This window comes from Pseudarthrobacter adonitolis, from assembly GCF_055412845.1.
The window spans coordinates 304,995-327,510 of record NZ_JBVAYW010000002.1 but is presented as its reverse complement, the minus strand read 5'-3'; the positions used below and the strand labels follow the sequence as shown (position 1 = coordinate 327,510).

The 22,516-nt window shown below is 65.2% G+C and carries 25 protein-coding genes, 1 pseudogene and 1 riboswitch; of the genes and pseudogenes, 16 read left to right on the top strand and 10 right to left on the bottom strand.

Annotated features, from left to right (window positions below):
- Positions 1–3: 3 nt before the first annotated feature.
- Positions 4–1,068 carry an FAD-dependent oxidoreductase gene (locus tag ACZYZ4_RS04105; protein ID WP_463858430.1) on the bottom strand — a complete coding sequence of 355 codons (1,065 nt, stop codon included), beginning with the start codon at positions 1,066–1,068 and terminating at the stop codon, positions 4–6.
- 79 nt (positions 1,069–1,147) lie between these two features.
- Here ACZYZ4_RS04105 and ACZYZ4_RS04100 point away from each other — a divergent pair, with 79 nt between their 5' ends.
- Together ACZYZ4_RS04100 and ACZYZ4_RS04095 are read left to right on the top strand one after the other, a co-directional pair.
- A complete protein-coding gene (locus ACZYZ4_RS04100; protein ID WP_463858428.1) occupies positions 1,148–1,666 on the top strand; it encodes a dienelactone hydrolase family protein in 519 nt (172 codons plus the stop codon).
- Complete coding sequence (locus ACZYZ4_RS04095; RefSeq protein ID WP_463858426.1) at positions 1,663–3,126, top strand: protein adenylyltransferase SelO; 1,464 nt, start codon at positions 1,663–1,665, stop codon at positions 3,124–3,126. Before ACZYZ4_RS04100 ends, ACZYZ4_RS04095 begins: the two co-directional genes overlap by 4 nt.
- Positions 3,127–3,195: 69 nt before the next feature.
- On the opposite strand, the gene ACZYZ4_RS04090 is transcribed toward ACZYZ4_RS04095, so the two are convergent.
- Entirely contained in the window at positions 3,196–4,026 is an 831-nt protein-coding gene (locus tag ACZYZ4_RS04090) for a C40 family peptidase (protein ID WP_463858425.1), read from the bottom strand.
- A 3-nt stretch (positions 4,027–4,029) separates the two neighbouring features.
- Positions 4,030–4,198, bottom strand: a riboswitch (cyclic di-AMP (ydaO/yuaA leader).
- A 214-nt stretch (positions 4,199–4,412) separates the two neighbouring features.
- On the opposite strand from ACZYZ4_RS04090, the gene ACZYZ4_RS04085 reads away from it, so the two are divergent.
- Positions 4,413–5,714, top strand: a complete 1,302-nt coding sequence (locus tag ACZYZ4_RS04085) for a coiled-coil domain-containing protein (protein WP_463858424.1) — start codon at positions 4,413–4,415, stop codon at positions 5,712–5,714.
- Between the two features lie 23 nt (positions 5,715–5,737).
- On the opposite strand, the gene ACZYZ4_RS04080 is transcribed toward ACZYZ4_RS04085, so the two are convergent.
- Positions 5,738–6,118: a cupin domain-containing protein gene (locus ACZYZ4_RS04080; RefSeq protein ID WP_463858422.1), complete on the bottom strand. Its 381-nt coding sequence runs from the start codon at positions 6,116–6,118 to the stop codon at positions 5,738–5,740.
- Between the two features lie 139 nt (positions 6,119–6,257).
- On the opposite strand from ACZYZ4_RS04080, the gene ACZYZ4_RS04075 reads away from it, so the two are divergent.
- From ACZYZ4_RS04075 to ACZYZ4_RS04045, 7 genes are all read left to right on the top strand, one after another.
- Entirely contained in the window at positions 6,258–6,620 is a 363-nt protein-coding gene (locus tag ACZYZ4_RS04075; RefSeq protein ID WP_463858420.1) for a TraR/DksA family transcriptional regulator, read from the top strand.
- Positions 6,621–6,643: 23 nt separating this feature from the next.
- The gene (locus tag ACZYZ4_RS04070) at positions 6,644–7,204 is read left to right on the top strand and encodes a DNA alkylation repair protein (protein ID WP_463858418.1); all 561 of its coding nucleotides are present in this window, start codon (positions 6,644–6,646) and stop codon (positions 7,202–7,204) included.
- 53 nt (positions 7,205–7,257) lie between these two features.
- Complete coding sequence (locus tag ACZYZ4_RS04065; protein WP_463858416.1) at positions 7,258–7,458, top strand: DUF1918 domain-containing protein; 201 nt, start codon at positions 7,258–7,260, stop codon at positions 7,456–7,458.
- 54 nt (positions 7,459–7,512) lie between these two features.
- Positions 7,513–8,049, top strand: coding sequence for an NUDIX domain-containing protein (locus ACZYZ4_RS04060; RefSeq protein WP_463858414.1), 537 nt, complete (start codon positions 7,513–7,515; stop codon positions 8,047–8,049).
- A gap of 472 nt (positions 8,050–8,521) precedes the next feature.
- On the top strand, positions 8,522–8,644 hold the full coding sequence (locus ACZYZ4_RS04055; protein ID WP_463858412.1) for a hypothetical protein: 123 nt from the start codon (positions 8,522–8,524) through the stop codon (positions 8,642–8,644).
- A gap of 3 nt (positions 8,645–8,647) precedes the next feature.
- Complete coding sequence (locus ACZYZ4_RS04050) at positions 8,648–9,160, top strand: DedA family protein (protein WP_463858410.1); 513 nt, start codon at positions 8,648–8,650, stop codon at positions 9,158–9,160.
- A 30-nt stretch (positions 9,161–9,190) separates the two neighbouring features.
- Positions 9,191–9,994, top strand: coding sequence for a thioesterase family protein (locus ACZYZ4_RS04045; RefSeq protein WP_463858627.1), 804 nt, complete (start codon positions 9,191–9,193; stop codon positions 9,992–9,994).
- Between the two features lie 233 nt (positions 9,995–10,227).
- Here ACZYZ4_RS04045 and ACZYZ4_RS04040 read toward each other — a convergent pair whose 3' ends face one another.
- Both ACZYZ4_RS04040 and ACZYZ4_RS04035 read right to left on the bottom strand, forming a co-directional pair.
- Complete coding sequence (locus ACZYZ4_RS04040) at positions 10,228–10,932, bottom strand: endonuclease/exonuclease/phosphatase family protein (RefSeq protein ID WP_463858625.1); 705 nt, start codon at positions 10,930–10,932, stop codon at positions 10,228–10,230.
- Between the two features lie 92 nt (positions 10,933–11,024).
- A complete protein-coding gene (locus ACZYZ4_RS04035) occupies positions 11,025–11,414 on the bottom strand; it encodes a DUF2177 family protein (protein ID WP_463858408.1) in 390 nt (129 codons plus the stop codon).
- 16 nt (positions 11,415–11,430) lie between these two features.
- Between ACZYZ4_RS04035 and ACZYZ4_RS04030 the strand changes: the two genes are divergently transcribed.
- Positions 11,431–12,198 (top strand): lipoate--protein ligase family protein, encoded by a 768-nt coding sequence (locus ACZYZ4_RS04030; RefSeq protein WP_463858624.1) that lies wholly within the window; start codon positions 11,431–11,433, stop codon positions 12,196–12,198.
- Positions 12,199–12,244: 46 nt separating this feature from the next.
- On the opposite strand, the pseudogene ACZYZ4_RS04025 reads toward ACZYZ4_RS04030, so the two are convergent.
- From ACZYZ4_RS04025 to ACZYZ4_RS04015, 3 genes and pseudogenes are all read right to left on the bottom strand, one after another.
- Positions 12,245–12,872 (bottom strand): annotated as a pseudogene (locus ACZYZ4_RS04025) (MBL fold metallo-hydrolase).
- An 8-nt stretch (positions 12,873–12,880) separates the two neighbouring features.
- Complete coding sequence (locus ACZYZ4_RS04020) at positions 12,881–13,963, bottom strand: S-(hydroxymethyl)mycothiol dehydrogenase (protein WP_463858406.1); 1,083 nt, start codon at positions 13,961–13,963, stop codon at positions 12,881–12,883.
- Positions 13,964–14,045: 82 nt separating this feature from the next.
- Positions 14,046–14,303: a mycoredoxin gene (locus ACZYZ4_RS04015; protein ID WP_111907727.1), complete on the bottom strand. Its 258-nt coding sequence runs from the start codon at positions 14,301–14,303 to the stop codon at positions 14,046–14,048.
- Positions 14,304–14,432: 129 nt separating this feature from the next.
- Between ACZYZ4_RS04015 and ACZYZ4_RS04010 the strand changes: the two genes are divergently transcribed.
- Positions 14,433–15,182, top strand: coding sequence for an SOS response-associated peptidase (locus ACZYZ4_RS04010; protein WP_463858404.1), 750 nt, complete (start codon positions 14,433–14,435; stop codon positions 15,180–15,182).
- A 24-nt stretch (positions 15,183–15,206) separates the two neighbouring features.
- On the opposite strand, the gene ACZYZ4_RS04005 is transcribed toward ACZYZ4_RS04010, so the two are convergent.
- Positions 15,207–15,629 (bottom strand): VOC family protein, encoded by a 423-nt coding sequence (locus ACZYZ4_RS04005; protein WP_463858402.1) that lies wholly within the window; start codon positions 15,627–15,629, stop codon positions 15,207–15,209.
- Between the two features lie 19 nt (positions 15,630–15,648).
- Between ACZYZ4_RS04005 and ACZYZ4_RS04000 the strand changes: the two genes are divergently transcribed.
- Complete coding sequence (locus tag ACZYZ4_RS04000) at positions 15,649–15,969, top strand: chorismate mutase (protein WP_282331519.1); 321 nt, start codon at positions 15,649–15,651, stop codon at positions 15,967–15,969.
- 54 nt (positions 15,970–16,023) lie between these two features.
- Here the strand turns inward: ACZYZ4_RS04000 and ACZYZ4_RS03995 are convergent, their stop codons facing one another.
- Complete coding sequence (locus ACZYZ4_RS03995) at positions 16,024–16,413, bottom strand: hypothetical protein (protein WP_463858399.1); 390 nt, start codon at positions 16,411–16,413, stop codon at positions 16,024–16,026.
- A gap of 155 nt (positions 16,414–16,568) precedes the next feature.
- Here ACZYZ4_RS03995 and ACZYZ4_RS03990 point away from each other — a divergent pair, with 155 nt between their 5' ends.
- The 3 genes from ACZYZ4_RS03990 to thrS all read left to right on the top strand — a co-directional run bounded on the left by ACZYZ4_RS03990 (position 16,569) and on the right by thrS (position 22,514).
- Positions 16,569–16,904 (top strand): DUF6504 family protein, encoded by a 336-nt coding sequence (locus ACZYZ4_RS03990; RefSeq protein WP_463858398.1) that lies wholly within the window; start codon positions 16,569–16,571, stop codon positions 16,902–16,904.
- Entirely contained in the window at positions 16,901–20,389 is a 3,489-nt protein-coding gene (locus tag ACZYZ4_RS03985) for a DNA polymerase III subunit alpha (protein WP_463858396.1), read from the top strand. Before ACZYZ4_RS03990 ends, ACZYZ4_RS03985 begins: the two co-directional genes overlap by 4 nt.
- Positions 20,390–20,504: 115 nt before the next feature.
- A complete protein-coding gene (thrS, locus tag ACZYZ4_RS03980) occupies positions 20,505–22,514 on the top strand; it encodes a threonine--tRNA ligase (RefSeq protein ID WP_463858394.1) in 2,010 nt (669 codons plus the stop codon).
- Positions 22,515–22,516: the final 2 nt, after the last annotated feature.

Here is a 22,516-nt window from a genome sequence, read left to right as displayed (position 1 = left end):
CTCTTAGCGACGGGGGAGCCCGAGATCCCGCCGTGGCCTGGGCTTCATAAGCCGGCCGACAGTGCCGACCGCCGCGTTGCGGATTCCTGCGCCGGTATCCGTCATGGCGAATTGGCCCATCACGCGCGAGGCCAACACCAGCCGCTGAGTCCGCGCCCTGCGTTTCTTGTCGAACACGGCAAGACCCGCCTCGACAGAGGAGCCCTGCGCCACGGACCGCCCCAGTGTGGCTCCATCCACGATGGCCTCGCAGGCGCCACGCCCAAGGAAAGGCGCCATTGCGTGGGCGGCGTCGCCCACCAGCGCCGTCTTTCCAGTGATGTACGACGGCAACCTTGGTGCCTCGAAGAGACCATGATGCAAAATGGCTCCTTCTTCGATCCTGTCAATCAGCTCCCTCACTCCGCGATACCAGGACCCGAAATGGTTCACTATGTGGGGCAGGTGTGGTCCATCAAACGTCTGGTTGGCGCGGATGCATGCATACCAGTTGGTCGCGTCCGGACCTGCCGGTGTGATGCCGAACAGTGCCCCGGGGGCCCAGATCTCGCCGTATTCGGCTACGGCGCCCTTGACGGTGCCCCGCCATGCGACGGCTCCAAGGGAGCGGGCGCGGAACCGGTCACCGAACATCCGCTGCCGGGTGCGGCTGAAGGTGCCGTCTGCACCGACTACCAGCTCTGCATCGTCCAGCTGTCCGGGGTCGACGATCTGCGTGTTGAAGCTGACGTCGATGTCCCGGGCTAGAGCGGCGAGCAACGCGGGCCGGGAGACCAGGTTCAGGTCGGCGCCGCCGGGGGCTGTCACCAACGTCCGCCCGCCCGGCGTCCAGAGCCGTGTTCCTGCGCCGGCAGCAATATGCGCCCAGCCATCAGTGCGGCGTGAGGCGTCAACACCAATGTCGTCGAGGGCCTTCATCGCGGCCGGCCACATGCCCAGCATGGTGCCCGACGCCGGCAGGGCCGCCGCCTGCTCCAATACTTTCACTGCCCAGCCGTGACGCGTCAGGGCCCGTGCCGTGCTCAGGCCGCCGATTCCCGCGCCGATGATGACCGCTGAATGTCCCACGCCTCAAGGCTACAGACTCCGCCCAGCCGTTCCTTCATCGCGTGAGGCCGGAAGGATAGGCGCGGATAACCGTTAGGCAGTGCGCGGTGCCCGTCCAGCTGCCGTCGGGCGGGGCTGTGCCGGGGCCAACAGTCCGCTTTCCGTCCCGGAGGGCGCCTCGGGGATTACGACGGCGACCATCCGGTTCGCGTCCGACGGAACGGACATCAGTGGTTGCCTCGCCCGGTCCGAATCCGGTGCAGCCGGCCCGGCGGTGCTGGTGTGCCACGAGAACCGTGGTCTGACCCCGCACATCCAGAACGTTGCCCGCCGCTTCAAGGCGGTGGCGTTTGGAGTATATGCAGAACGTGACCAGCGGATCACCGGTGCCATGCCAGCCCTCCGCGATGCCTTGGACGCCACCACGGTGACGCATCAGCTCACCGTTTACCCCGGCGTGGACCATGCCTTCCACAACGACACCGGCGAGCGCTACAAGGAAACCCAGGCCACGGCCGCCTGGAACGACACCCTCGCCTGGTACGGACAGTGTTCTGAGACAGCACATCCGACCTGTCGCCGTATGGGCGATCCTGCCGCGAGTAGTCTTGAAGCATGAGCACCGCTATCCCACTAACGCTCACCTTCGACGGGCGTTTCGCCCGCGAACTCGAGGAGTTGGCGGTTCCCTGGCAGGCAGAGGAAGCGCCAGACCCGCAGCTGCTCGTCCTGAACGAGCCGTTGGCCAGCGAGCTGGGCCTGGTCCCGTCCTCGCTGCGGACGCCCGAGGGGACTCGGTTGCTCATCGGCAACCAGATTCCTGAAGGGGCCACACCGGTGGCCCAGGCGTATGCCGGCCACCAGTTCGGCGGATACTCACCCGTACTCGGCGACGGCCGTGCGCTCCTGCTCGGTGAGGTCACTGACATCCACGGGCAGCTTCGCGACATCCATCTCAAGGGCTCCGGCCGGACGCCGTTCGCCCGCGCTGGTGACGGACTCGCCGTCGTCGGTCCCATGCTGCGTGAATACGTCGTCAGTGAAGCCATGCACGCGATGGGCATCCCCACCACGAGGTCCCTTGCCGTGGTGGCCACGGGCCGGCCCGTCCGCCGCGAAACCATGCTGCCCGGGGCTGTGCTCACCCGGGTGGCGAGCAGCCACCTGCGTGTCGGCAGCTTCCAGTTCGCCCGCGTCAACGGCGACACAGACCTCCTCCGCCGCCTGGCCGATCATGCCATCAGCCGCCATCACCCGGACGCGGCGCAGGCCGAAAATTCCTATCTTGCGTTCTTCGATGCGGTCATAGCCGCCCAGGCGTCCCTGGTGGCGCAATGGATGCTGGTGGGATTCGTCCACGGCGTGATGAACACCGACAACATGACCATCTCAGGCGAGACCATCGACTACGGACCGTGTGCGTTTATGGACGCGTATAACCCGGCCGCCGTCTACAGCTCCATCGACGAGGGCGGACGGTACGCCTACGGCAACCAGCCGCTCATTGCCGAATGGAACCTCACCCGGCTTGCCGAAGCACTCCTGCCCCTGTTCCATGAAGAGCAGGATCAGGCCGTTGCGCTCGCCGTAGAGTCCCTCGGCGCCTTCCGCACGCTGTACAGCGCGGCCTGGTCAGCCGGCATGAAATCCAAGCTTGGGCTGCGCGCGGACACGCACGACGACGTCGCGTCGCCTCTGGTGGACGGCGTGCTGGGCCTGCTTCAGGAAGGTCAGGTGGATTACACGTCCTTCTTCCGGAGCCTTGGTTCGGCGGCCCGCGGTACCCCGGAAACTGCCCGGGCCATGTTCGCGGACCCGGGAGCCTTCGACGCCTGGGCCGAACCGTGGCTGGACCTGGTGCCGGATGCGGACCTGATGGACCGGGTCAACCCCGTCTACATCCCCAGGAACCATCTGGTGGAGGAGGCCCTTGACGCTGCTGTTGCAGGCGACCTGGACCCCTTCAACCTCTTGGTGAACGTCCTTGCGGATCCGTACACGCCGCGGCCCGGCCTGGAACGCTACGCAGGCCCCGCCCCTGAAACCTTCGGGAGCTACCGGACCTTCTGCGGGACCTGAGTGAACACAAGGGGTGGACGACGGCGGCGCGCAGCTGGGTGCCACCCGCCGCCGTCGTGCACGGCCGGATCACGCTACGCGGACGAAGGACGCTCCGGAGAGCCAGCTGATGGAGTGGACTTCGGTCTTGTAACCGTCCACCCCGCCACTGACAACCTGGCCGTTGCCGGCGTAGACGCCCACATGGCCGGCCGTGATGACCAGGTCACCGGCGGCAGGCGTGCCCACCACCGTGCCGTACTGGTAGAACTGGCCCGGCGCCAGGTCTCCCACGCTCTTACCGACCGAGCGCAGCGCTTTCTCCACCATGGCAGTGCAGTCCTGCTGGAGGCCGAGCTGGGAATTGGCGGAAGCCAGGATGGCCGCGCCGAGTGAGCCGGCCGGCGCCTGTGCCGCCGGTGCGGACGTTGAGGCCAGCTGGATGCCGGTGTTGGTTGGGGCGGCCGGGGCCGCGGCGGCCTTCGCCGCCGGGGCCGGTGCTGTGTAGCCGGCACCGGGGATCTGGATCTGGTCGCCGGGGTAGATGATGGTGGTCATCGTCAGGCCGTTGACAGCCAGCACGTCGTTGAGTGCGACGCCGTACTTGGTGGAAATTGCGCCCAGTGTGTCGCCTGAAACGACAGTGTGAACGTTGGCCGCGGCGGGTGCCGGGGCAACTGCGGCCGGGGCAGGTGCGCTGACCTGGCCCTGAACGTTGACAGTCCCGGAATTGTCGGGGCCGTGGACGCCGGCCTGCGCCGGGGCGCCGATGCTGAACAGCAGGCCGGAGGCGGCAACAGCCACCAGGGCCGGCCGGCCGAACGTCAGGGCGTGGGCTTTGGCCGTTGAAGACAGGCCAACGAGGACGGTAGAGCTGGCAGGAACCGCACGGTGGCGTGCGGCAGTTGAAATATTGGACACGGTTGATCGCCTCTCCCATGCCTGCGGGGTGAGCTGTCGGGTTCGGGTCGGAGATACCCGGCCGGCATCGATTCCGCACAGGACGGAGCGATACTGACTTAACCCCAAGGCTTCGAAAAGCCGTGGAAACGTGGTTCCCCCGTCCCTGCCAGTTGGAAAGCGACTGGATCCCGGTCAGCGGCAGGGCTCGGCATACTGGCGGGAATGTCCCGGCTTGAGCCAGGCCACCGCATGACCATAACTTCTATTCGGCGGCAATGTCACATTCCGATAACGGAATGTAGGCCTGGAATCCACCCGTCTTTCAGCACGGATGCGCTACTCCTCGGTAACGATGTTGCAGGTCAGGCCCTGTAATCCGTATATGCCCGGTAAGCTCACCAACTATGTCCCGGTTTGTTCAAAAAATGCGGCTGCCCGCCCTCGCCGGAATGCTGGCCGTTGCCCTGGCCGGGTCGGTTGCGCTGCTTCCCTCACATGCCGCCGACGACGCGCCGCCGGGTGGCTATCCCTCCTGGCAGGACGTGCAGAACGCCAAGCAAAGCGAAGCCGGCAAAGCGGCAGAGGTCGCCAGGATCACCGGGCTGCTGGGCGGGCTCCAGACCGGAGCAGAGGCGCTGGGCAATGCGGCCGTGACGTCCGCCGCCGAGTACGCCCTGGCCGAAGTGGCGCTTCAGGCCGCCACGTCTACCGTGGACGCCCTGACCGCCCAGACTGCACGCGCCACGGCCGAACTGGGACAGTACAAAAAGGAAATCGGTGCCCTGGCAGCCCAGTCGTACAAGACTGGTGGCACCAATATGGGTTTCTTCGTTGCCCTCGACGCTGTGCAGACCAACAGCATCCAAGGCCTGAACATCGTCCAGATCGTCAGCGACAAGACTGCTGCCCTAGTGCACAAATCCGCAGCCGCTGAACGCATTTCCCGCGCCCTGGCTGAGCAGGAGCAGACAGCCAGGGCCGAACGTGAGCGCCTGGCCGGGGAGGCCAGGACCAAGCTCGACGCCGCCCAGTCCGCCCAGCAGGCGATGTCCCGGCAGATCGCGGAGCAGGAGGAGCACGGCCAGGAACTGACCGCGCAGTTGGCCTCCCTCAAGGGCACCACCGCTGCGGTGGAGGGGGAGTTCCGGCAGGGCCAGGCAGCCTTGGCCGCGTACGAAACGGCGCAGGCCGCCAAACGGGCCGCAGCCCAGGAACAGGCACGCCAACTGGCGGAGGCGGCAGCCAAGGCGGCTGCCCTCGCTGCCGCGCAGAAACCTGTGAACCCGGCGCCGGCCCCACCGGCTGTACCGGGAGTGCCCGCCCCCGCTCCCGTCCCCAGCCCGACGCCGCCACCGCCGCCCGTCGTCGTCGTGCCTTCTGTGCCGGGCGGCGCTGTGAACGACCCCGCTGGCGCAAAAAACTACGCGGCCGGCCAGCTGGGAGCCTACGGCTGGGGCCAGGACCAGTTCCAGTGCCTGGCGTCGCTGTGGACCAAGGAATCCAACTGGCTGACCACTGCCACCAACCCCTACTCGGGCGCATACGGGATCGCTCAGGCGCTGCCGGCCAGTAAGTACGGCAGCGCCGGGAGTGACTGGCTCACCAGCTACCGGACTCAGGTCAATTGGGGACTGTCGTACATCGCGGACCGCTACGGGTCACCCTGCGGCGCGTGGAACCATTCCGTGGCCAAGAACTGGTACTGACCTGCTCTGGGACGGCAGTCGGGTCACGTTCCCGGGGCTTTGGCGAATTCCGCGGCGCTGAGGAATTCAATTCCGACGAAGGCCTGATCGCCGTCCACCCAGGCGTCATGCCCTGGCGGAATGGTGTAGGAGTCGCCGGCGCTGATGTTGATCCGATTGCCATCGGTGGTCTCGACGTTGAGGGCCCCGGAAACGCAGTAACCGACGTGGTTGTTCTGGCAGGACTCGGTCTGGACCACCGGCTTGATGCAGTCCGACCAGCGCCAGCCTGGATTGAACGTGAACCGGCCAACCGTGTAGTCGCCCAGGTTGACGAGGTCCACTTCGGTTTTGTCCGGGCGGCGCTTCTCATCCGGCGTGTTGTGGGACTTGACTGCCAGCTCGGTGACGATGTTTGTAGGCATGACACGCAGACTTTCTCTGTGGAGTTTGTGTCCATCAGCTGTCTGTCCCTGGCTGCCAGACGGCATCTGAGGCGCTTACGATTGCCAGCATCCTCCAACCGGCCGCGCTTGTCGAGACCCAAACCACTAGGCTATTCCCATGCCCGATTTTGAACGGTTCCGGGTCATGCTGGAGGACGAGCGCGCGCGGAAACTCGCGCTTCTTCCAGCCCTCCGTGCGGACATCTCCTCAGCCAATGGCGCACGCCAGGATTCCAACGTGGATGACGAGCACGACCCCGAGGGCTCCACTATTGCGTTCGAGCTATCGCAGGCATCGGCGCTCCTGAAGCAGAGCAGCTGGGGCCTCGAACAGGTGGACGCGGCCTTGGCGCGGATTGCTGCGGGCACCTACGGTACGTGCGCCCTGTGCGGGGACCCCATCGCGGACGGACGGCTCGAAGCCCGCCCGTCGACGCCGTTCTGCATAGTCCACGCCGCTGCCGGCCGGCAGGGACGGTAGCGGGCGCCTTGAACCAAAACACGGTGAACGAAAGGGTGCAGGAGGCCGCCGGCTTCATCGACGCCACCCTGCAGGACGAGGGAACCTGGTACCGGGCGGAAGACGTGGAGTCCCGGGTGGGCGGGGCACTTGGATCCTATGGGTCGTCCGTCGGAGCCGTACGCGGCACTGTCCGCGACGCCGGCAGGAAGTTCAAGGAGTTTGACCACGATGAGGTGACCTCGTTGGCATCGCTCCTCTGGGGCCGGCCGAGTCCCGGCAGGCGGCCGATCTATGAGCGCCGGCTCGCCGCCGTTGTGCTGCTGCAGTCCCAGGTGGCGCTCCTCCGCCACTCTGACCTGACCAGGTTGGAGGGCTTCATCAGGTCCGCAGAGACCTGTGAGCTGGTGGACCCCCTGGTTGCCGACGTTGTGGTTCCGCTGCTGAAGGGCCTGGATGGCAGCGAGCGCCAGCGGGCCGACGCCGTCATCACCCGCTGGCACCAGGACCCCGTCGACGCGCTCCGCCATGCCGCTCAGCTCATCGCGACTCAGGGAACTGACCTGCAGCGCCTTTCGGGGGACCGTGACCAGGGACGGCTCTGACCCCTGTTCTCTGGTCTCCGTCAGTCGTACTCTTGGCCTTGGAGGTGATTGCCATGGAGGCAGCGCAGGGCGACAGGATCATCGTCCGGGGGAGGACCGTCGGATCCTCAGACCGGCACGGGATAATCGTCGAGGTACGTGGTCAGGAAGGCCATCCGCCCTACCTGGTCCGCTTCGACGACGGACACGAAACCGTTATGTATCCCGGCGGTGATTTCGCCGTCGAACGCGGTCACGGGGGCCAACCCGGCTGACCCGCGGCCGGCGCCTGCGCGTCAGGGCCGCGGGGCACCTGTCAGACTCGAGTCATGGATCACTCCTTGGCTGCCACGTCCCCTGATGCGAATCTCCAGCTTCCGCCGGCCCGGACAGGCCCGCGGGATCCCGGTGACGCGTGGGTGGAGGGCGACCGCGGTAAGTTCTGGGGCAGGTTCGGTGCCGCCGGCGTTCTGGCCTATGACCCGGGCAAGGGCGTCCTCCTGCAGCACCGCGCCCTGTGGAGCCACAACGGGGGAACCTGGGGGCTGCCTGGCGGGGCCTTGCACCAGGGAGAGGATGCCGTCACCGGCGCCCTCCGCGAGGCGCACGAGGAAGCCGCAGTGCCGGCCGCGGATGTAAGTGTGCTCTTCACCTCTGTGCTGGACTTGGGCTACTGGTCCTACACCACTGTTGTTGTGCTGGTGACCGCGCCTTTTGACCCCGTGATCAGCGATCCGGAAAGTCTCGAACTCCATTGGGTCCTGCTGGATGAGGTGGACCTGAAGAAGCTCCACCCCGGCTTCGCCAAATCGTGGCCGGACCTGCGGACGCGCATGCTGGAGCTTTCTGCCCAGCGGGGCCAATAGGGATGTTCCGCTAGTCACTTGCCGGCCGCGTTGCTGGGTCCAGGGCGTTCAATAATCCAGTGGCTCACTGTGCCATCGGTAGATGATGTTTCCAACATTCCGAGTTTGGCTGCTACCTGCATGGACAGTTGGTTACTTGAGTCGATCGTCGCGGAAATGTCATGGAGCGTGGAGATTTTGAAGACGTACCGTCGCCGACAAACTGCATGACCTCGGCGTCCCCGCAAGGTGCTGCGAAGTCGTCAAGATCTGCCTTTTCAAAAAATGGCGCGCCCTTAGTCTGTCCGTCTCAAACGTGGTGAAACCCTAGCGGCCGCACCCGCGCCGTTGACGAGGCGGCTCAGCGACGGCGTACCAAACTGACTACGGCCTACCGAATTTTGCCGACAGCCGGTCAGTACATTAGGTTAGTCTTACCTAAGTTCGGTGCGTCATGATGGTGTTCCGACCCCTGCTGCACGTGAGGAAGACCATGACGGCCCCGCTCTCCGTGTTGCTCAAGGAATACACCAGTGCAGCCCACGAAGAGGCCGAGTCGTCCCCGTTTATGGGCGACCTGCTCGCCGTCGGGGCCCGTCCGCAACCTGCGGCCTAACTCATGGACCATTTCCTGGATCTGCCCTTCGGCGTGGCGGCGGCCAGCCTGTTCGCCATTGTTATGCTGCGCGTCAACGCGACGTACTGGATCGGCCGGGGAGCCGCAGCAGGCGTGGAACACACACGGTTCGCGTCGTCCTGGAACGGCCGGCGCGCCGGCCAGGCGAAACAGCTCGTCCGCCGCTGGGGACCGTTCGCCGTGACGCTGTCGTTCCTGACCGTCGGCCTGCAAACGGCCGTCAACCTTGCCGCCGGTGCTGCGAAGATGCCGTTGCGGCGCTACCTTCCTGCCGCCGTCGCCGGTTCCATCCTCTGGGCACTGATCTACGCCACCATCGGGCTCGCCGCCGTCGAAGGGTGGCTAGCGTTGGCGGCCGGGTCCGCGTGGGGGATTGTTGTGCTGGCAGCCGCTGCGGCCGGACCTATCGCGTGGCTGCTGGTACGGCGGCGGCGCAGGTCGCGGGGGAGCGCTGCCGCGCAGGCAGAGGCAGGCAATGCGGATAGGGTGGGCTGAACCCCATAAGGACAAGCGAAAGGGTCAATGTTGACTGCTGCACTCCCGGAACTGGCCGATGGCGACTTCTACTACCAGGCGCTGGGCGGCGGCCGATTCCGCTCCACCATCCACGCCCAGGGGGCCTGGAACGAGCACGAACAGCACATGGCGCCGGCCTCCGGCCTGATGGCGGACAGCCTGGAGCGCCACGAGCCGCGCCACGATATGCGCATGGCCCGGCTGAGCTACGAGATCCTGGGCCTGATCCCGGGTGGCGGGTTCGACATCGAAACGACCACACTGCGCCCCGGCCGGACCATTGAGCTCCTGCAGGCAGAACTGGTTGCCAACGGCCGGGTGGCCGTCCGCGCCACCGCGTGGCGGATGATCACCAGCGACACGGCCGCGGTTGCCGCCGTCGAGGACTCCGGCATTGCGGCGCCGGATGAATGCAAACCGTTCGACGGCGCCGCCATCTGGCCAGGTGGGTACATCCGGTCCCTGGAGATGCGCGTTGCCGAGGGCCACCGGCCCGGCGCGGGCATCGTCTGGATCCACACCCAGCACCCCCTGACGGATAAGGCCGACAGCGGCGACCTGGCCCGTCTGATGGGGCTCGTTGACACAGCCAACGGGATCGCGGCCAGGGTCCCGCCGGGCAAAGACAGCTACGCCTTCCCCAACCTGGACCTGCAGATCCACATGTACCGCAGGCCCGAGGGCGAATGGCTCGGCCTGGACAACGCCGTCTCCTTCGGAACCGACGGGATTGGCCTCACATCCACCGTCCTGCACGATCTCCAGGGCCCCTTCGGCCGCGCCGAACAGATCCTGACGCTGCGCCGGAGTTAACCACATAACAGGGACCCTCTGGGCGCCTGCAGAGCCGGATGCTATTCCTGCTTCGGGGCGGCCTCCACGGGGAGCCCGGCAGCAGCCCACTCCGGGTAGCCGCCTTCTAGGCGTGTGGCCGGGATCCCTTCCAGGCGGAGCATTTGTACGGCTTCATCTGCCAATACGCACCAACGCCCGGTAGCACTTTGTTGATCCAGTCGTGCCGCACGCAGGCCTCCAAATATGTGCAGTCAGGAAGCCGGAGGCTCCTGACACGGCGTCGATTCCTGGCCATACTCGGCAGTCACCAGGATGGGCAGGTGGTCGGAGGCGCCGCGGGGCAGCGTTTCCACGTTCTCGATGTTCAGTCCCAAGGACGTGGCGAAGTCGAAGTGGCCCTTGAAAACTTTGTATCGGGTGTACGTCCTGCGGTCGCTGAGAGAGAGTTCGTAACCGGAATTCTTCATGTGTTCGTTGAGGTTCTTCGTGAAGAACGGGTAGTTGAAGTCACCCACCATCAGGGTCATCAGGCCCGTTCCCATACCCAGCAGTTCCTTGTGCGCAGCATGGATCTGGTTGCGCCGCAGCGAGTTGGTGGCGGTCAGCGGAGCGGCATGGAATGAGGCAATGACGAGTTCGTGATCGGTCTCGTTGTCCCGCACGCGCGTGCCAATGAGGCGCTCATGTGCGGGTGCCAGGACCATGTCGTGCAGGGACTTCTTGAGCGCGAAGGTCTTGGTGCCGTGGGCCGTGAATCGGTCAGGCCGGTAGTAGATGGCCAGCCCTAGCCGGTTGCCCTTGGTGGAGTCGGCGAGCTGCAGCGGTCCCAGCGTGTCCGGCAGGTCGGACGTGTCACACTCCTGGAGGCACAGGGCATCGACGCCGAAGTTCTGGGCAAGATCACCTAGTTCCCCGCTGGCCTGGTGCTTACGGAGGTTGTAGCTAATGACGCGTATCAGTGGAATACCTCTTCTGAGGAGTAGCGGGTGGACCCAGTTCCTGAGTTTAGCTACCCGACGGGGACGGTGCAGTAATACTCCGCTGGATGTCAGGTGGAGCGGAACGCCAGCCACCCGGCGAGGGTGGACAGCCCCGTCAGGGCGGCACCCCACAGGATATCCACGACAAGGAGCTGCAGCGGCCACGTCTTGAGCGTGGCGGCATTTGTGAGGTCGTACGTCGCGTAGGCAAAGGCGCCCAAGGCGGCCCCATATCCGATGGCGGTCAGCCAGCTGCCGCCGTCGAGCGCCGGCCGCAGCGCAAAGAAGACAATCCCCGCTATGTACATGACATAGAAAGCCACGGCGTAACCTAAGTGTGGCTTGTCTGCGAGCAGGTCACCGATGTGGCTGCGGTAGAACGGGTTCATGAGCTTGAGCCAGACGGCGTCGATGACCGCGAACGCAGCCGCGACGACAAGGAATTGCAATATGACCATAAGGGAGCTTAGCAACATGCAGGACGCCGAAGCGGGACTCCGGACGCTCACCGTGGTGCGGCAGGATCGTTCCCTCGGCGCCGCACATGACCTGGAATTCGGCCTCGAACTGCTGACCCAGGCGAAGACCGGCAGGATCGGCCCCACGCTCCGGTTGTACCGGCCCGCACCCACTGTTGCCTTCGGTCAGCGGGATACCCGTCTGCCCGGCTTCGACGCGGCCGCCCAGGTCTGCCGGCAGCACGGATTTGAACCTCTGGTGCGGAAGGCCGGCGGCCGTGCCGCCGCCTACCACGAGGGCACGCTGGTGGTGGACCATGTGATGCCCCACGCCGATGCCATTGCTGGGTCCAAGGACCGGTTCGGTTTCTTTGGTGAGCTGCTGGCGCAGTCCTTGCGGAACGTCGGTGTGCAGGCTGCCGTTGGCGAAATTCCGGGGGAGTACTGCCCGGGGGAGTTCAGCGTTCACGGTACCCACCCGGCTGACCCGGCGCGCCGGATCAAACTCGTCGGCACAGCGCAGCGTGTGGTGAGCGGCGGGTGGCTGTTCAGTTCCGTGATCGTGGTGGAAAATTCCGCGCCCATCCGCAGCGTCCTGACGGACAGCTATGCAGCCCTGGGCCTGGACTGGGACCCGGCGACCGCCGGTGCGGCCAACGACCTCGTGCCCGGGCTGACGGTCCAGAATGTCCAGGACGCCGTTATTGCCGCGTACGCGGGCCACGCTTCCCTCCGGCACGCTGACTTCAGCAGCTATGCACGGTTGGACTCTCGGGAGGCGTAGCCCGCGCTGGCGGGGCTGTCCGGGCCGGCCGGCCTGGCTCGGGCCCTTAGTGGCCCCGGGCGATCCACTCGTCCAGGTGCGGGGCTTCGGCTCCGATGGTGGTGCTGTCGCCGTGCCCGGTCCGGATCACTGTTTCGGCCGGCAGTGGCAGTAGCCACGTCCGGATCGATTCGATGATGGTGGGGAAGTCGCTATTGGAGCGGCCCGTGGCGCCGGGGCCGCCCTGGAACAGGGTGTCGCCGCTGAAGATCGAGCCTTCGCCGTCGGGCCCGTCCGCCAGGTGGAAGGACACCGAGCCGGGCGAGTGCCCGGGGTGTGCAGTGCCGTCAGGCTGGCCCCCGCCACCTCAATGACGTCGCCGTGCTTGATGGCGACGTCGGGTTACACATCCGAGTAGACGCTGCGCCACAGCATCCAGTCGTCCGGGTGAAGGTGGATCGGGGCTTGGACGAGGTCCCAGAAGTCGACTCCGACCGGATGTGGTCGTCATGGCCGTGGGTCAGCAGGATCGCCTTGAGCTTCCGGCCACCGACGGCGGCGGCGACGGTCTTGGCATCGTGCGCGGGATCGATCACCACGCATTCCTCATCGTCGCCCACGATCCAGACGTTGTTGTCCACATCCCAGGTGCCGCCGTCGAGTGAGAATGTCCCGGACGTGACGAGACGCTCGATCCGGACGCTTACAGTTCCACCACCGAACGCAGCACCGAACCGGAGTGCATCTTCTCGAACGCTTCCTCCACCTGATCAATGGTGATCCGCTCGGTCACGAAGGACGTCAGGTCCAGTTTGCCCTGCTTGTACAGGCTGATCATGGGGAAGTCCCGGGACGGCAGGCAGTCACCGTACCAGGAGGACTTCAGCGATCCGCCGCGGCCGAAAACGTCCAGGAGCGGCAGCTCAAGGGTCATCTCCGGCGTCGGGACGCCCACCAGCACCACGGTGCCGGCGAGATCGCGCGCGTAGAACGCCAGCTTGTACGTTTCGGGACGGCCGACGGCGTCAATCACCACGTCTGCGCCGAAGCCGCCGGTGAGTTCCCGGATTTTCTCCACCGGGTCAGAATCCGAGGAGTGCACGATGTGGGTGGCGCCGAGTTCCTTGGCACGGTCCAGCTTTTTCGCGTCGATGTCGACGGCGATGATGGTGGTTGCGCCGGCGAGCGCGGCGCCGGCGATGGCGGCCACGCCTACACCGCCGCAGCCGATGACGGCGACGGTATCACCGCGTTTGACGCCCCCGGTGTTGATGGCGGCGCCCAGTCCGGCCATCACGCCGCAGCCGAGCAGGCCGATGGCGGCAGCATCGGCGTCGGGATCCACCTTGGTGCACTGGCCGGCGGCTACGAGGGTCTTTTCGACGAAGGCGCCGATGCCCAGGGCGGCGGACAGCTCGGTGCCGTCCTCGAGCGTCATCTTCTGGGTGGCGTTGTGGGTGTTGAAGCAGTAGTGTGCCTGGCCGCGGTTGCACGCACGGCAGTTGGCGCAGACGGCCCGCCAGTTCAGCACCACGCGGTAGCCCGGGGCGACGTCCGTGACGTCGGGGCCTACGGCGCTGACAATCCCGGTGGCCTCGTGGCCCAGGAGGAAGGGGAAGTCATCGCTGATGCCGCCCAGTTTGTAGTGCAGGTCGGTGTGGCAGACGCCGCTGGTGAGGATGTCCACCAGGGCCTCGCCCGGACCCGGATCCGGGACCAGGATGGTCTCCAGAGTGACCGGGGCGCCCTCGGAGCGGGCTACGACACCTTTGACTTTATGGACCACGAATGGCCCCCTCAATGCAGATAGACAGAACGGGACCAACACGGATGTTGGTCCCGTTTTGTCTACCACATGAGTGCCGTGGTCAGGCTGCGAGGCGGCTCTTTACCTCGGCAGCGGAGGGGTTGGTGGCGGCGGTGCCGTCCGGGAAGAGAACGGTGGGGACGGTGCGGTTGCCACCGTTGAGCTGTTCCACGAGGTCGGCTGTGCCCTCCACCTCTTCGATGTTGATTTCCGTGTAGCCGATGCCCTGCGCGTCCAGCTGCTTCTTGAGCCGGTTGCAGTAGCCGCACCAGGTGGTGGAAAACATGGTGATTGTGCCGTTTTCGGGGGTAAAGTCCACGGAGCTCTCCTGAAATCGTTGACGGGGTTCGTTCCCGTTAACGGTAACCCGGGGCCGGCTATTCCCTGAGCTGGCCTGGCGGATGCGGTGCCGGATGACAGTAGATAACGCTGATGGCATGCTGGATCCATGTGTGGACGCTATGTGATGGCACGGGCCGTGGGCGATTTGCTGGCCGACTTTGATGCCCAGCTGGAAGAGGAAGTGCACCTTCCCCCGTCATGGAACGTGGCGCCAACCGACGATGTCCCGATCGTCCTGGAACGGCTGATCGATGACGGCCCTGTGCGGCAGCTGCATGTGGCCCGCTGGGGCCTGGTGCCTTCCTGGGCGAAGGATCCGGGTATCGGCCCCAAAATGATCAACGCGCGGAGCGAGACTGTGCTGGAGAAGCCAGCCTTCCGCAAGGCCGTGAAGTCACGGCGCTGCGCTGTCCCGGCGGACGGGTACTACGAGTGGAAGCAGGGCACCGGCAAAGCCAAACAGCCCTACTACGTCCATCCGGGCAAAGGCAGCGGGCTGGTGTTCGCGGGCCTGTATGAGTGGTGGAAGGATCCGTCCAAGGCCGAGGGCGATCCCGGACGATGGATGCTCTCCACGTCCATCCTGACGGCAGACACCCCGCCGCCTGGCGCTGAGTCCACAATTTTCGGCAAGCTCACCGCCCTGCACGACCGCGTGCCACTGCCCATGGACCGGGCCACGATGGCCGCGTGGCTTGACCCGCACGCCGACGACGCCGCGGGACTGGTGGACCTCGTCCGGGCCGGGGTGAAGGACGCCGCTTCCGGATGGCACGTGGATTCCGTCGGGACCGAGGTGGGCAACGTCCGCAACAACTCCCCGGAACTCATCCTCCCGGTAGAGGCACTGTTCTAAACCGACGCTCCGGGTGACGTGCCCCTAAACGGTGACCTTGCCGTCGTCGTCCACTGCCCAGGTGGGGTTATAGGCAATCTCCCAGCGGAAGCCGTCCGGATCGGCGAAATAGCCGCTGTACCCGCCCCAGGGCTGGGTGACGGGCGAGGCGACGATGGTGGCCCCGGCCGATGCCGCCTCCGCCATGACCCGGTCCACCGCTTCGGTGCTGGGCAGGTTGTGGCTGAGCGTGATGCAGGGGACCGGGCCGGGAGCACCGACCCCCGCCTCGGCATGCATCTGTGTGGCATCCCAGAGGGAAAGGATGAGGCCGTGGTTGACCTGGATGAACACCACATCGCCGGGGAACTCGCGGTGGACAGGCCAGCCGAGGCCTTCCGCGTAGAACCGGCGGGAGGCGACAACACTGCGAACGCCTAGTGAGATGAAGTCGACTCTGGGCTGCATGCTTCGATACTGTCAGAAGATGGCAACAATTCAAGGAAACGATCGGGATGCTTTGGCCGACAAGGAACAGCTCGCTGCCGTTCGGATTGCGGTCGACGAAGTTGACGAGCAGATTGTCACCCTCATTGCGCGGCGTGAACGCCTGATCCGGATCGCCGGAACCCTGAAGGGGGACGACGCTGAAGTCCGCGCCCCCGGCCGGGTGGAACGGGTGATTGAGCATGTCCGGTCCGCCGCGGAAAAGAAGGACATTGATCCGGACATCGTGGAATCAACCTACCGGGCCATGATCTTGGGGTTCATCGAACTCGAAATGAAGGTCCACAAAGAAAGCAGCTGACGCCGCCCGGGTGCTGTCCGGACATGGTTCCGGCAGCACCTGCTCCGGTGTTTCCTAGAGCGCTTCCTCGACGGCGACGCCCGACTGGAACTCCCGGCCGTCAGCCTCGCTGAAGGCCGACATGATGTGTCCCTTGCCCAGGCCATGGACGGCCGCGACGGGGAAGTTGCCCGTGATGATGTTGCCCGAGTGCGTCACACCGGCAAGATCATAGTTTTCCTCGGCGCTCTGGTCATGGCTGAACGAGTAGAAGGCAATGGCCTCCCCGTTCATGAACTCAATGCCCAACCGTCTTTGTGATGAGTAATCAGGGCTCGCTGCCACCAGTCCCACTACGTACGCACCTGCCCCCGGTATGTTGCCGTCGATATCGAAGGTTGCCACGAGCTTTTCGTCCTGGGCCTTGATGCTTACGTGCTTGAGGAGTGCGTCATGGGTGCTCATGCCACAATCCTGCCCCCCTGCTGCCCGTCCGTCCACCCCTGTCTAGGTTTTGTCGGGGCCCCGTCGTAGACTGGATTTCTTCGAACATGTATTCGAATACCTTGCTTTTTGCATCAGCATTTTGCATCAGCTCCGTTCAGTTCCGGGAGGCGCCCATGGGTATGTTCAGCGAGTCCGTGGACGTCGTCTGCACCACTGCGGGCCAGCCGCTGAAACTCCAGTGGGCCGGGCGGCACTACACGGTGTGTGCCGAGCCTGTCCGGTGGTACGAACGCCGGCAGTGGTGGGTCGAGGAACGCCGTGCACCCCTCGGCAGCGGGCCGGGGCTGGTGGACCACGAAATCTGGCGCGTCCAAGTACAGGCGGACCCGCGGAGTGCCGGCCCTCGGGATGAAGGAGAGCCGCTCACCCTGGACCTGAGCAGGCATATCGGCAGCGGCCGCTGGAGGCTCCTGCGGATCCACAACGCACTCCGGCCTCAAACAGCATGAGCTTCTCCCACCTTCACGTTTCCACGGCCTTCAGCGCACACTATGGCGTGGCCTGGCCCGATGAACTGGCCCAGGTTGCCGCCGCGGACGGCGCAACCGCGCTCGCCTGCACGGACCGGGACGGCCTGTACGGCACCATCAAACACCTCAAAGCCTGCATGGCCGCCGGCATCGACCCCGTCGTGGGTGTGGACCTTGCGGTCTTCGACGACGACGGCGACCACCGCACCCAGCTCGCCGGCAGGGTGGTGGTGCTCGCCCGTGGCCACAACAACGGGGCGGGCTACCGCGCCCTGTGCCGGCTGGTGTCCGATGCCCATGCCCGCACCTCCGGCAAAGCCGGGGGAGCGGTGCCAGTGGCGGTCACCCGTGCCGAACTCGCCTCCCGCACACTCGACCCCAAAACCCTGAAGCCGGTCCTGACAGTCCTGATCGGCCCGGATTCCGACGTCGGACGGGCCATGAGTGGCAGGCGCTACCTCCGTCCGCGCACCCTTTTCAAGCGCTGGCTGGACGCCATGCCCGCAGGATCCCTGGTGGCGGAAGTCGTTTCCCAGCTCACTGCCCCCGGGGCGCCCCTGAGCACCGCCCATGCAGTGCGTATGCTCAAACTCGCGGAAGAACACCACATACCGGCCGCGCTCACCAATGCGGTCCGCTATTGCGCCGAGGACGGTGCCGCCACGGCGGACGTGCTCGACTCCGCCCGGACACTGAAGTCCCTCCCCGAGCTCGCGGCCGAACCGCTGCTCCAGCCCAACGGGCAGGCCTGGCTCAAATCATCAGCGCAGATGCTTCAGTTGGGCAAGGAAATCATCCGCGCCGCAGGGTATGGCACAGCGGACCTCAAACAGCTGATGGCACAGACCGAGGCGCTCGCCGACTTCTGCCGGATTGACCCGGTGACTGACATGGGATGGAAGCAGCCGGTGGTCCCCGAGGCATCGGTCATTGGCATCAGCCAGGACCCGCACGTTGAACTGGTGCAGCGCTGTGAGGCCGGGATCAGCAGGCGGTTTCCCGGAATATCAGGATCTGCCCACAAGGACATGCGCTCGCGGCTGGAGCACGAACTGGGGATCATCAGGAACCTCGGGTTTTCGTCCTACTTCCTCACGGTCGCGGAGGTCTCCCGGATGATCATGGACATGGGGGTCAGGGCAGCCGCCCGCGGTTCCGGGGCTTCCAGCCTGGTCAACTATCTGATTGATGTCAGCCAGGTGGACCCACTGCAACACGACCTGATCTTCGAACGCTTTCTGTCCCGGGACCGGGCCACGTTGCCGGACATCGACATCGACGTCGAAAGCGCCGAACGGCACAACGTGTACCGGCGGATCTTTGACCGCTTCGGTTCCGAGCGCGTCACGCTGATGAGCATGCAGAACGGGTACCGCGCCCGCGGTGCCGTCCGTGACGCCGGGATGGCCCTGGGTATGGACGATGACGACGTCGGTGAGATCGCCAAGCAGCTGTGGCGTTTTTCGGCCCGGAAATTCCGTGAGGCACTGGTTGAGAAGCCTGAGCTGCGTGAGTTCGCCGGACGGGTGGAACAGCGGGACTTCGCCGAAAACCAGCAGCTTGACCTGCTGGTGGACCTCACCGAACGGCTGGACCGGCTGCCCCGCCATATTTCCATGCATCCCTGCGGCGTGATCCTGGGCGATGCCACGCTGCTGGACCGGACCCCTGTGCAGCCCAGCGGACTGGGGCTGCCCATGAGCCAGTTCGATAAACACGACATGGATCCCATGGGCATGCTCAAGCTTGATGTCCTGGGGGTCAGGATGCAGAGCGCCATGGCGTTTGCCGTCCGGGAAGTCATCCGGATCCATCCTTCCAAAGCGGAAGTGGTGGCGGCAGGGGCCCACCCTGCAGGTCCTGACGGGACCGGGCCGGACTACATCGCCGAGAACGGACACATCGACCTCAACGCCGTGCCGCTGGATGATGAACCAACCTACGAACTGATCCGCAGCACCCACACCCTGGGCTGTTTCCAGATCGAGTCGCCCGGACAGCGTGAGCTGATCGGCAAGCTGGCGCCGCGTGAGTTCAATGACCTCATCATCGACATTTCGCTGTTCCGGCCGGGCCCGATGAAATCGGACATGGTGAGGCCTTTCCTGGAGCACAGGCACGGCTTCGCGCCGGAGGTCTACCCGCACCCCGACCTAAAACCCGTGCTGAAGGAAACGCATGGCGTCACTGTCTTCCATGAACAGATCCTGAAAACCTTCAACGTGATGACCGGCTGCGGCCTGGCGCGCGCAGATGAGTTCCGCCGGGCGCTCGGCAACGAGGTCCTTGAACTGAAAGTGGAAGAGTTCTTCCGCAAGGAGGCCCGGATCAAGGGGTACTCCCCGGAAGTGGTGGACAAGGTCTGGGGGACCCTGAAAGCCTTTGGCAGCTTCGGCTTCTGCAAGGCGCACGGTGCGGCATTTGCTGTTCCCACCTACCAGTCCGCCTGGCTCAAGACGCACCACCCCGAGGCTTTCCTGGCCGGGCTGTGGGAACACGATCCCGGCATGTACCCCAAACGGCTGCTGGTGGCAGAAGCACGCAGGCTGGGCATCCCCATCCTGCCGCTGGACATCAACCGCAGCCAGGCCGAGTACCGGGTGGAGCGGGTCGCGGACGGGCCGGACGCCGGCAAACTGGGGATCAGGCTGAGCCTTAACGGCATCTATGGCCTGTCCGGGGCCGAGCTCAAACGGATTGTCGCCGGCCAGCCCTACGACTCCTTGGCTGACCTCCGGGCACGGTCCAGGCTGAGCAAGCCAAGCATCAAAAGGCTCGCCCAGCTAGGTGCCTTTGATTCCCTGCACCGGGAGTCGGGCGGCTCCGCCAACCGTGCAGATCTCGTCCAACACCTGCAAAAGCTCCAGGCCGCGGGCGGTACCCGGAAGGGCATCGACATCATGGAAGGGCAGCTGTCCCTGCCGCTGGGGGATGTGGAACTGCGGAACGTCAAACCCGGGCTTCCCGCGCCCACCCTGGTGGAAAAGGTCCGGGCAGAACTGGACCTGATGGCCATAGATGTCAGCGGGCACCTGATGGACAGCCACCGGCCCATGCTGGACCGGCTGGGGGTCACCACTGCAGACAAACTGTTGAGCCTGCGCAACAACACCGAGGTGCTGGTGGCCGGGGTGCGCATCGCCACCCAGACACCGCCCATGCGTGGCGGCCGGCGGGTGGTGTTCATCAGCATCGACGACGGCACCGGCTGCGTCGACTCCGTGTTCTTCCATGAAGCCCAGGAGCAGGCGGGGCTGTTGCTGTTCGGCACCAGGCTGCTGCTGATCCGGGGCACCACACGGCGGACAGGTCCCCGGGGAATCAGCCTGAGCGCCAGCATGGCCTGGGACCTGAGCCGGGTGGAATCCCTGCCGTTCGCGGCGGATCGCGTGGAGAGCACCGATGTGCCGCATCCCCTGGACGGGATCAGCCGAAGCCTTGCGATTACCGGAATGGGCGGCTGAGGTGCCGCGGGTCCCGTTGGTCGACCTCCCGGGAAACCGATAGCATTGACGATGGCTGGCTGTGGTCCCCGTATGCCGCAAGCTATGAAGCCTTAACTTTGAATAGGAGACACCCGTGTCAGATGCCCAGCAGATCACCCTCATCGTCGATGGCGAAGAGACCAAGGTGACTACCGGGACAACCGGTGCGGAACTCTTCTTTGAGCGTCGCGACGTCGTTGTAGCCCGTGTCAACGGCGAGTTGACGGACCTGGACCAGGAACTGCCCGAAGGCGCAGACATCCAGGCCGTCACCATTGGTTCGCCCGACGGACTGAACGTGCTCCGCCACTCCACGGCCCATGTGATGGCCCAGGCCGTTCAGCAGCTGCGCCCGGACGCCAAGCTGGGCATCGGACCGTACATCACTGACGGTTTCTACTTCGACTTTGACGTCGCCGAGCCGTTCACGCCCGAGGACCTGAAAACCCTCGAAAAGATGATGCTCAAGATCGTCAACCAGAACCAGAAGTTCGTCCGCCGCGTGGTCAGCGAGGACGAGGCCCGTGAAGCCATGAAGAACGAGCCCTACAAGCTGGAACTGCTGGGCAGAAAGAACGACGCCGCCGAAGCCGGTGAAGGCGTCAACGTCGAGGTCGGCGCCGGAGACATCACCATCTACGACAACGTGGACCGCAAAAGCGGTGACAGCGTCTGGTGCGATCTCTGCCGCGGCCCGCACCTGCCCAACACCAAACTCATTTCCAACGCCTTCGCGCTGACCCGTTCCTCCTCCGCCTACTGGCTGGGCAACCAGAAGAATCAGCAGTTGCAGCGCATTTACGGCACCGCCTGGCCCACTAAGGACGAGCTGAAGGCCTACCAGGAACGCCTCGCGGAGGCAGAACGGCGCGATCACCGCAAGCTTGGCGTGGAGCTGGACCTGTTCTCCTTCCCTGACGAGCTTGGCTCCGGCCTGCCCGTCTTCCATCCAAAGGGCGGCATCATCCGCAAAGAGATGGAGGACTACTCGCGCCAGCGCCACGTCGAAGCCGGCTACGAGTTCGTCTACACACCCCACATCACCAAAGGCCACCTGTACGAGGTCTCGGGCCACCTTGACTGGTACAAGGACGGCATGTTCCCGCCAATGCGCGTGGATGAAGAACTCAACGCTGACGGTACGGTCCGCAAGCCCGCCCAGGACTACTACCTCAAGCCGATGAACTGCCCCATGCACAACCTGATCTTCCGCTCGCGGGGACGCTCCTACCGCGAACTGCCGCTGAGGCTGTTCGAATTCGGCTCGGTGTACCGCTACGAGAAGTCCGGCGTGGTGCACGGGCTGACCCGCGTCCGTGGAATGACCCAGGATGACGCCCACATCTACTGCACCCGCGAGCAGATGAAGGACGAGCTCACCAAGACCCTGACGTTCGTGCTGGACCTGCTGAAGGACTACGGCCTGACCGACTTCTACTTGGAGCTTTCCACAAAGGACCCGGAGAAGTACGTCGGCGAGGACGCAGCCTGGGAAGAAGCCACCCGGACCCTCACCGAGGTGGCCGAGGAATCCGGTCTGGAACTGGCCGCGGATCCGGGCGGAGCGGCGTTCTACGGACCTAAAATCTCCGTGCAGGCCAAAGACGCACTCGGCCGCACCTGGCAGATGTCCACCATCCAGCTGGACTTCAACCTCCCGGAACGCTTCGAGCTGGAATTCCAGTCAGCCGACGGCACCCGCCAGCGTCCCGTGATGATCCACCGTGCGCTCTTCGGTTCCATCGAGCGCTTCATGGGCGTACTCACCGAGCACTACGCTGGCGCGTTCCCGGCGTGGCTTTCCCCTGTCCAGGTGGTGGGCATCCCGGTAGCCGAAACGTTCAACGAGTACATGTTCGACGTCGTTGACCAGCTCAAGGCGGCGGGCATCCGCGCCGAGGTGGATACGTCCTCGGACAGGTTCCCCAAGAAGATCCGCACCGCCAGCAAGGACAAGATCCCGTTTGTCCTGATCGCCGGCGGTGACGACGCCGAGGCCGGCGCGGTGTCCTTCCGCTTCCGTGACGGGAGCCAGGACAACGGCGTGCCGGTGGCCGAGGCCGTTAAGCGGATCACGGAAGCCGTCCGTAACCGGACCAGCTAGCG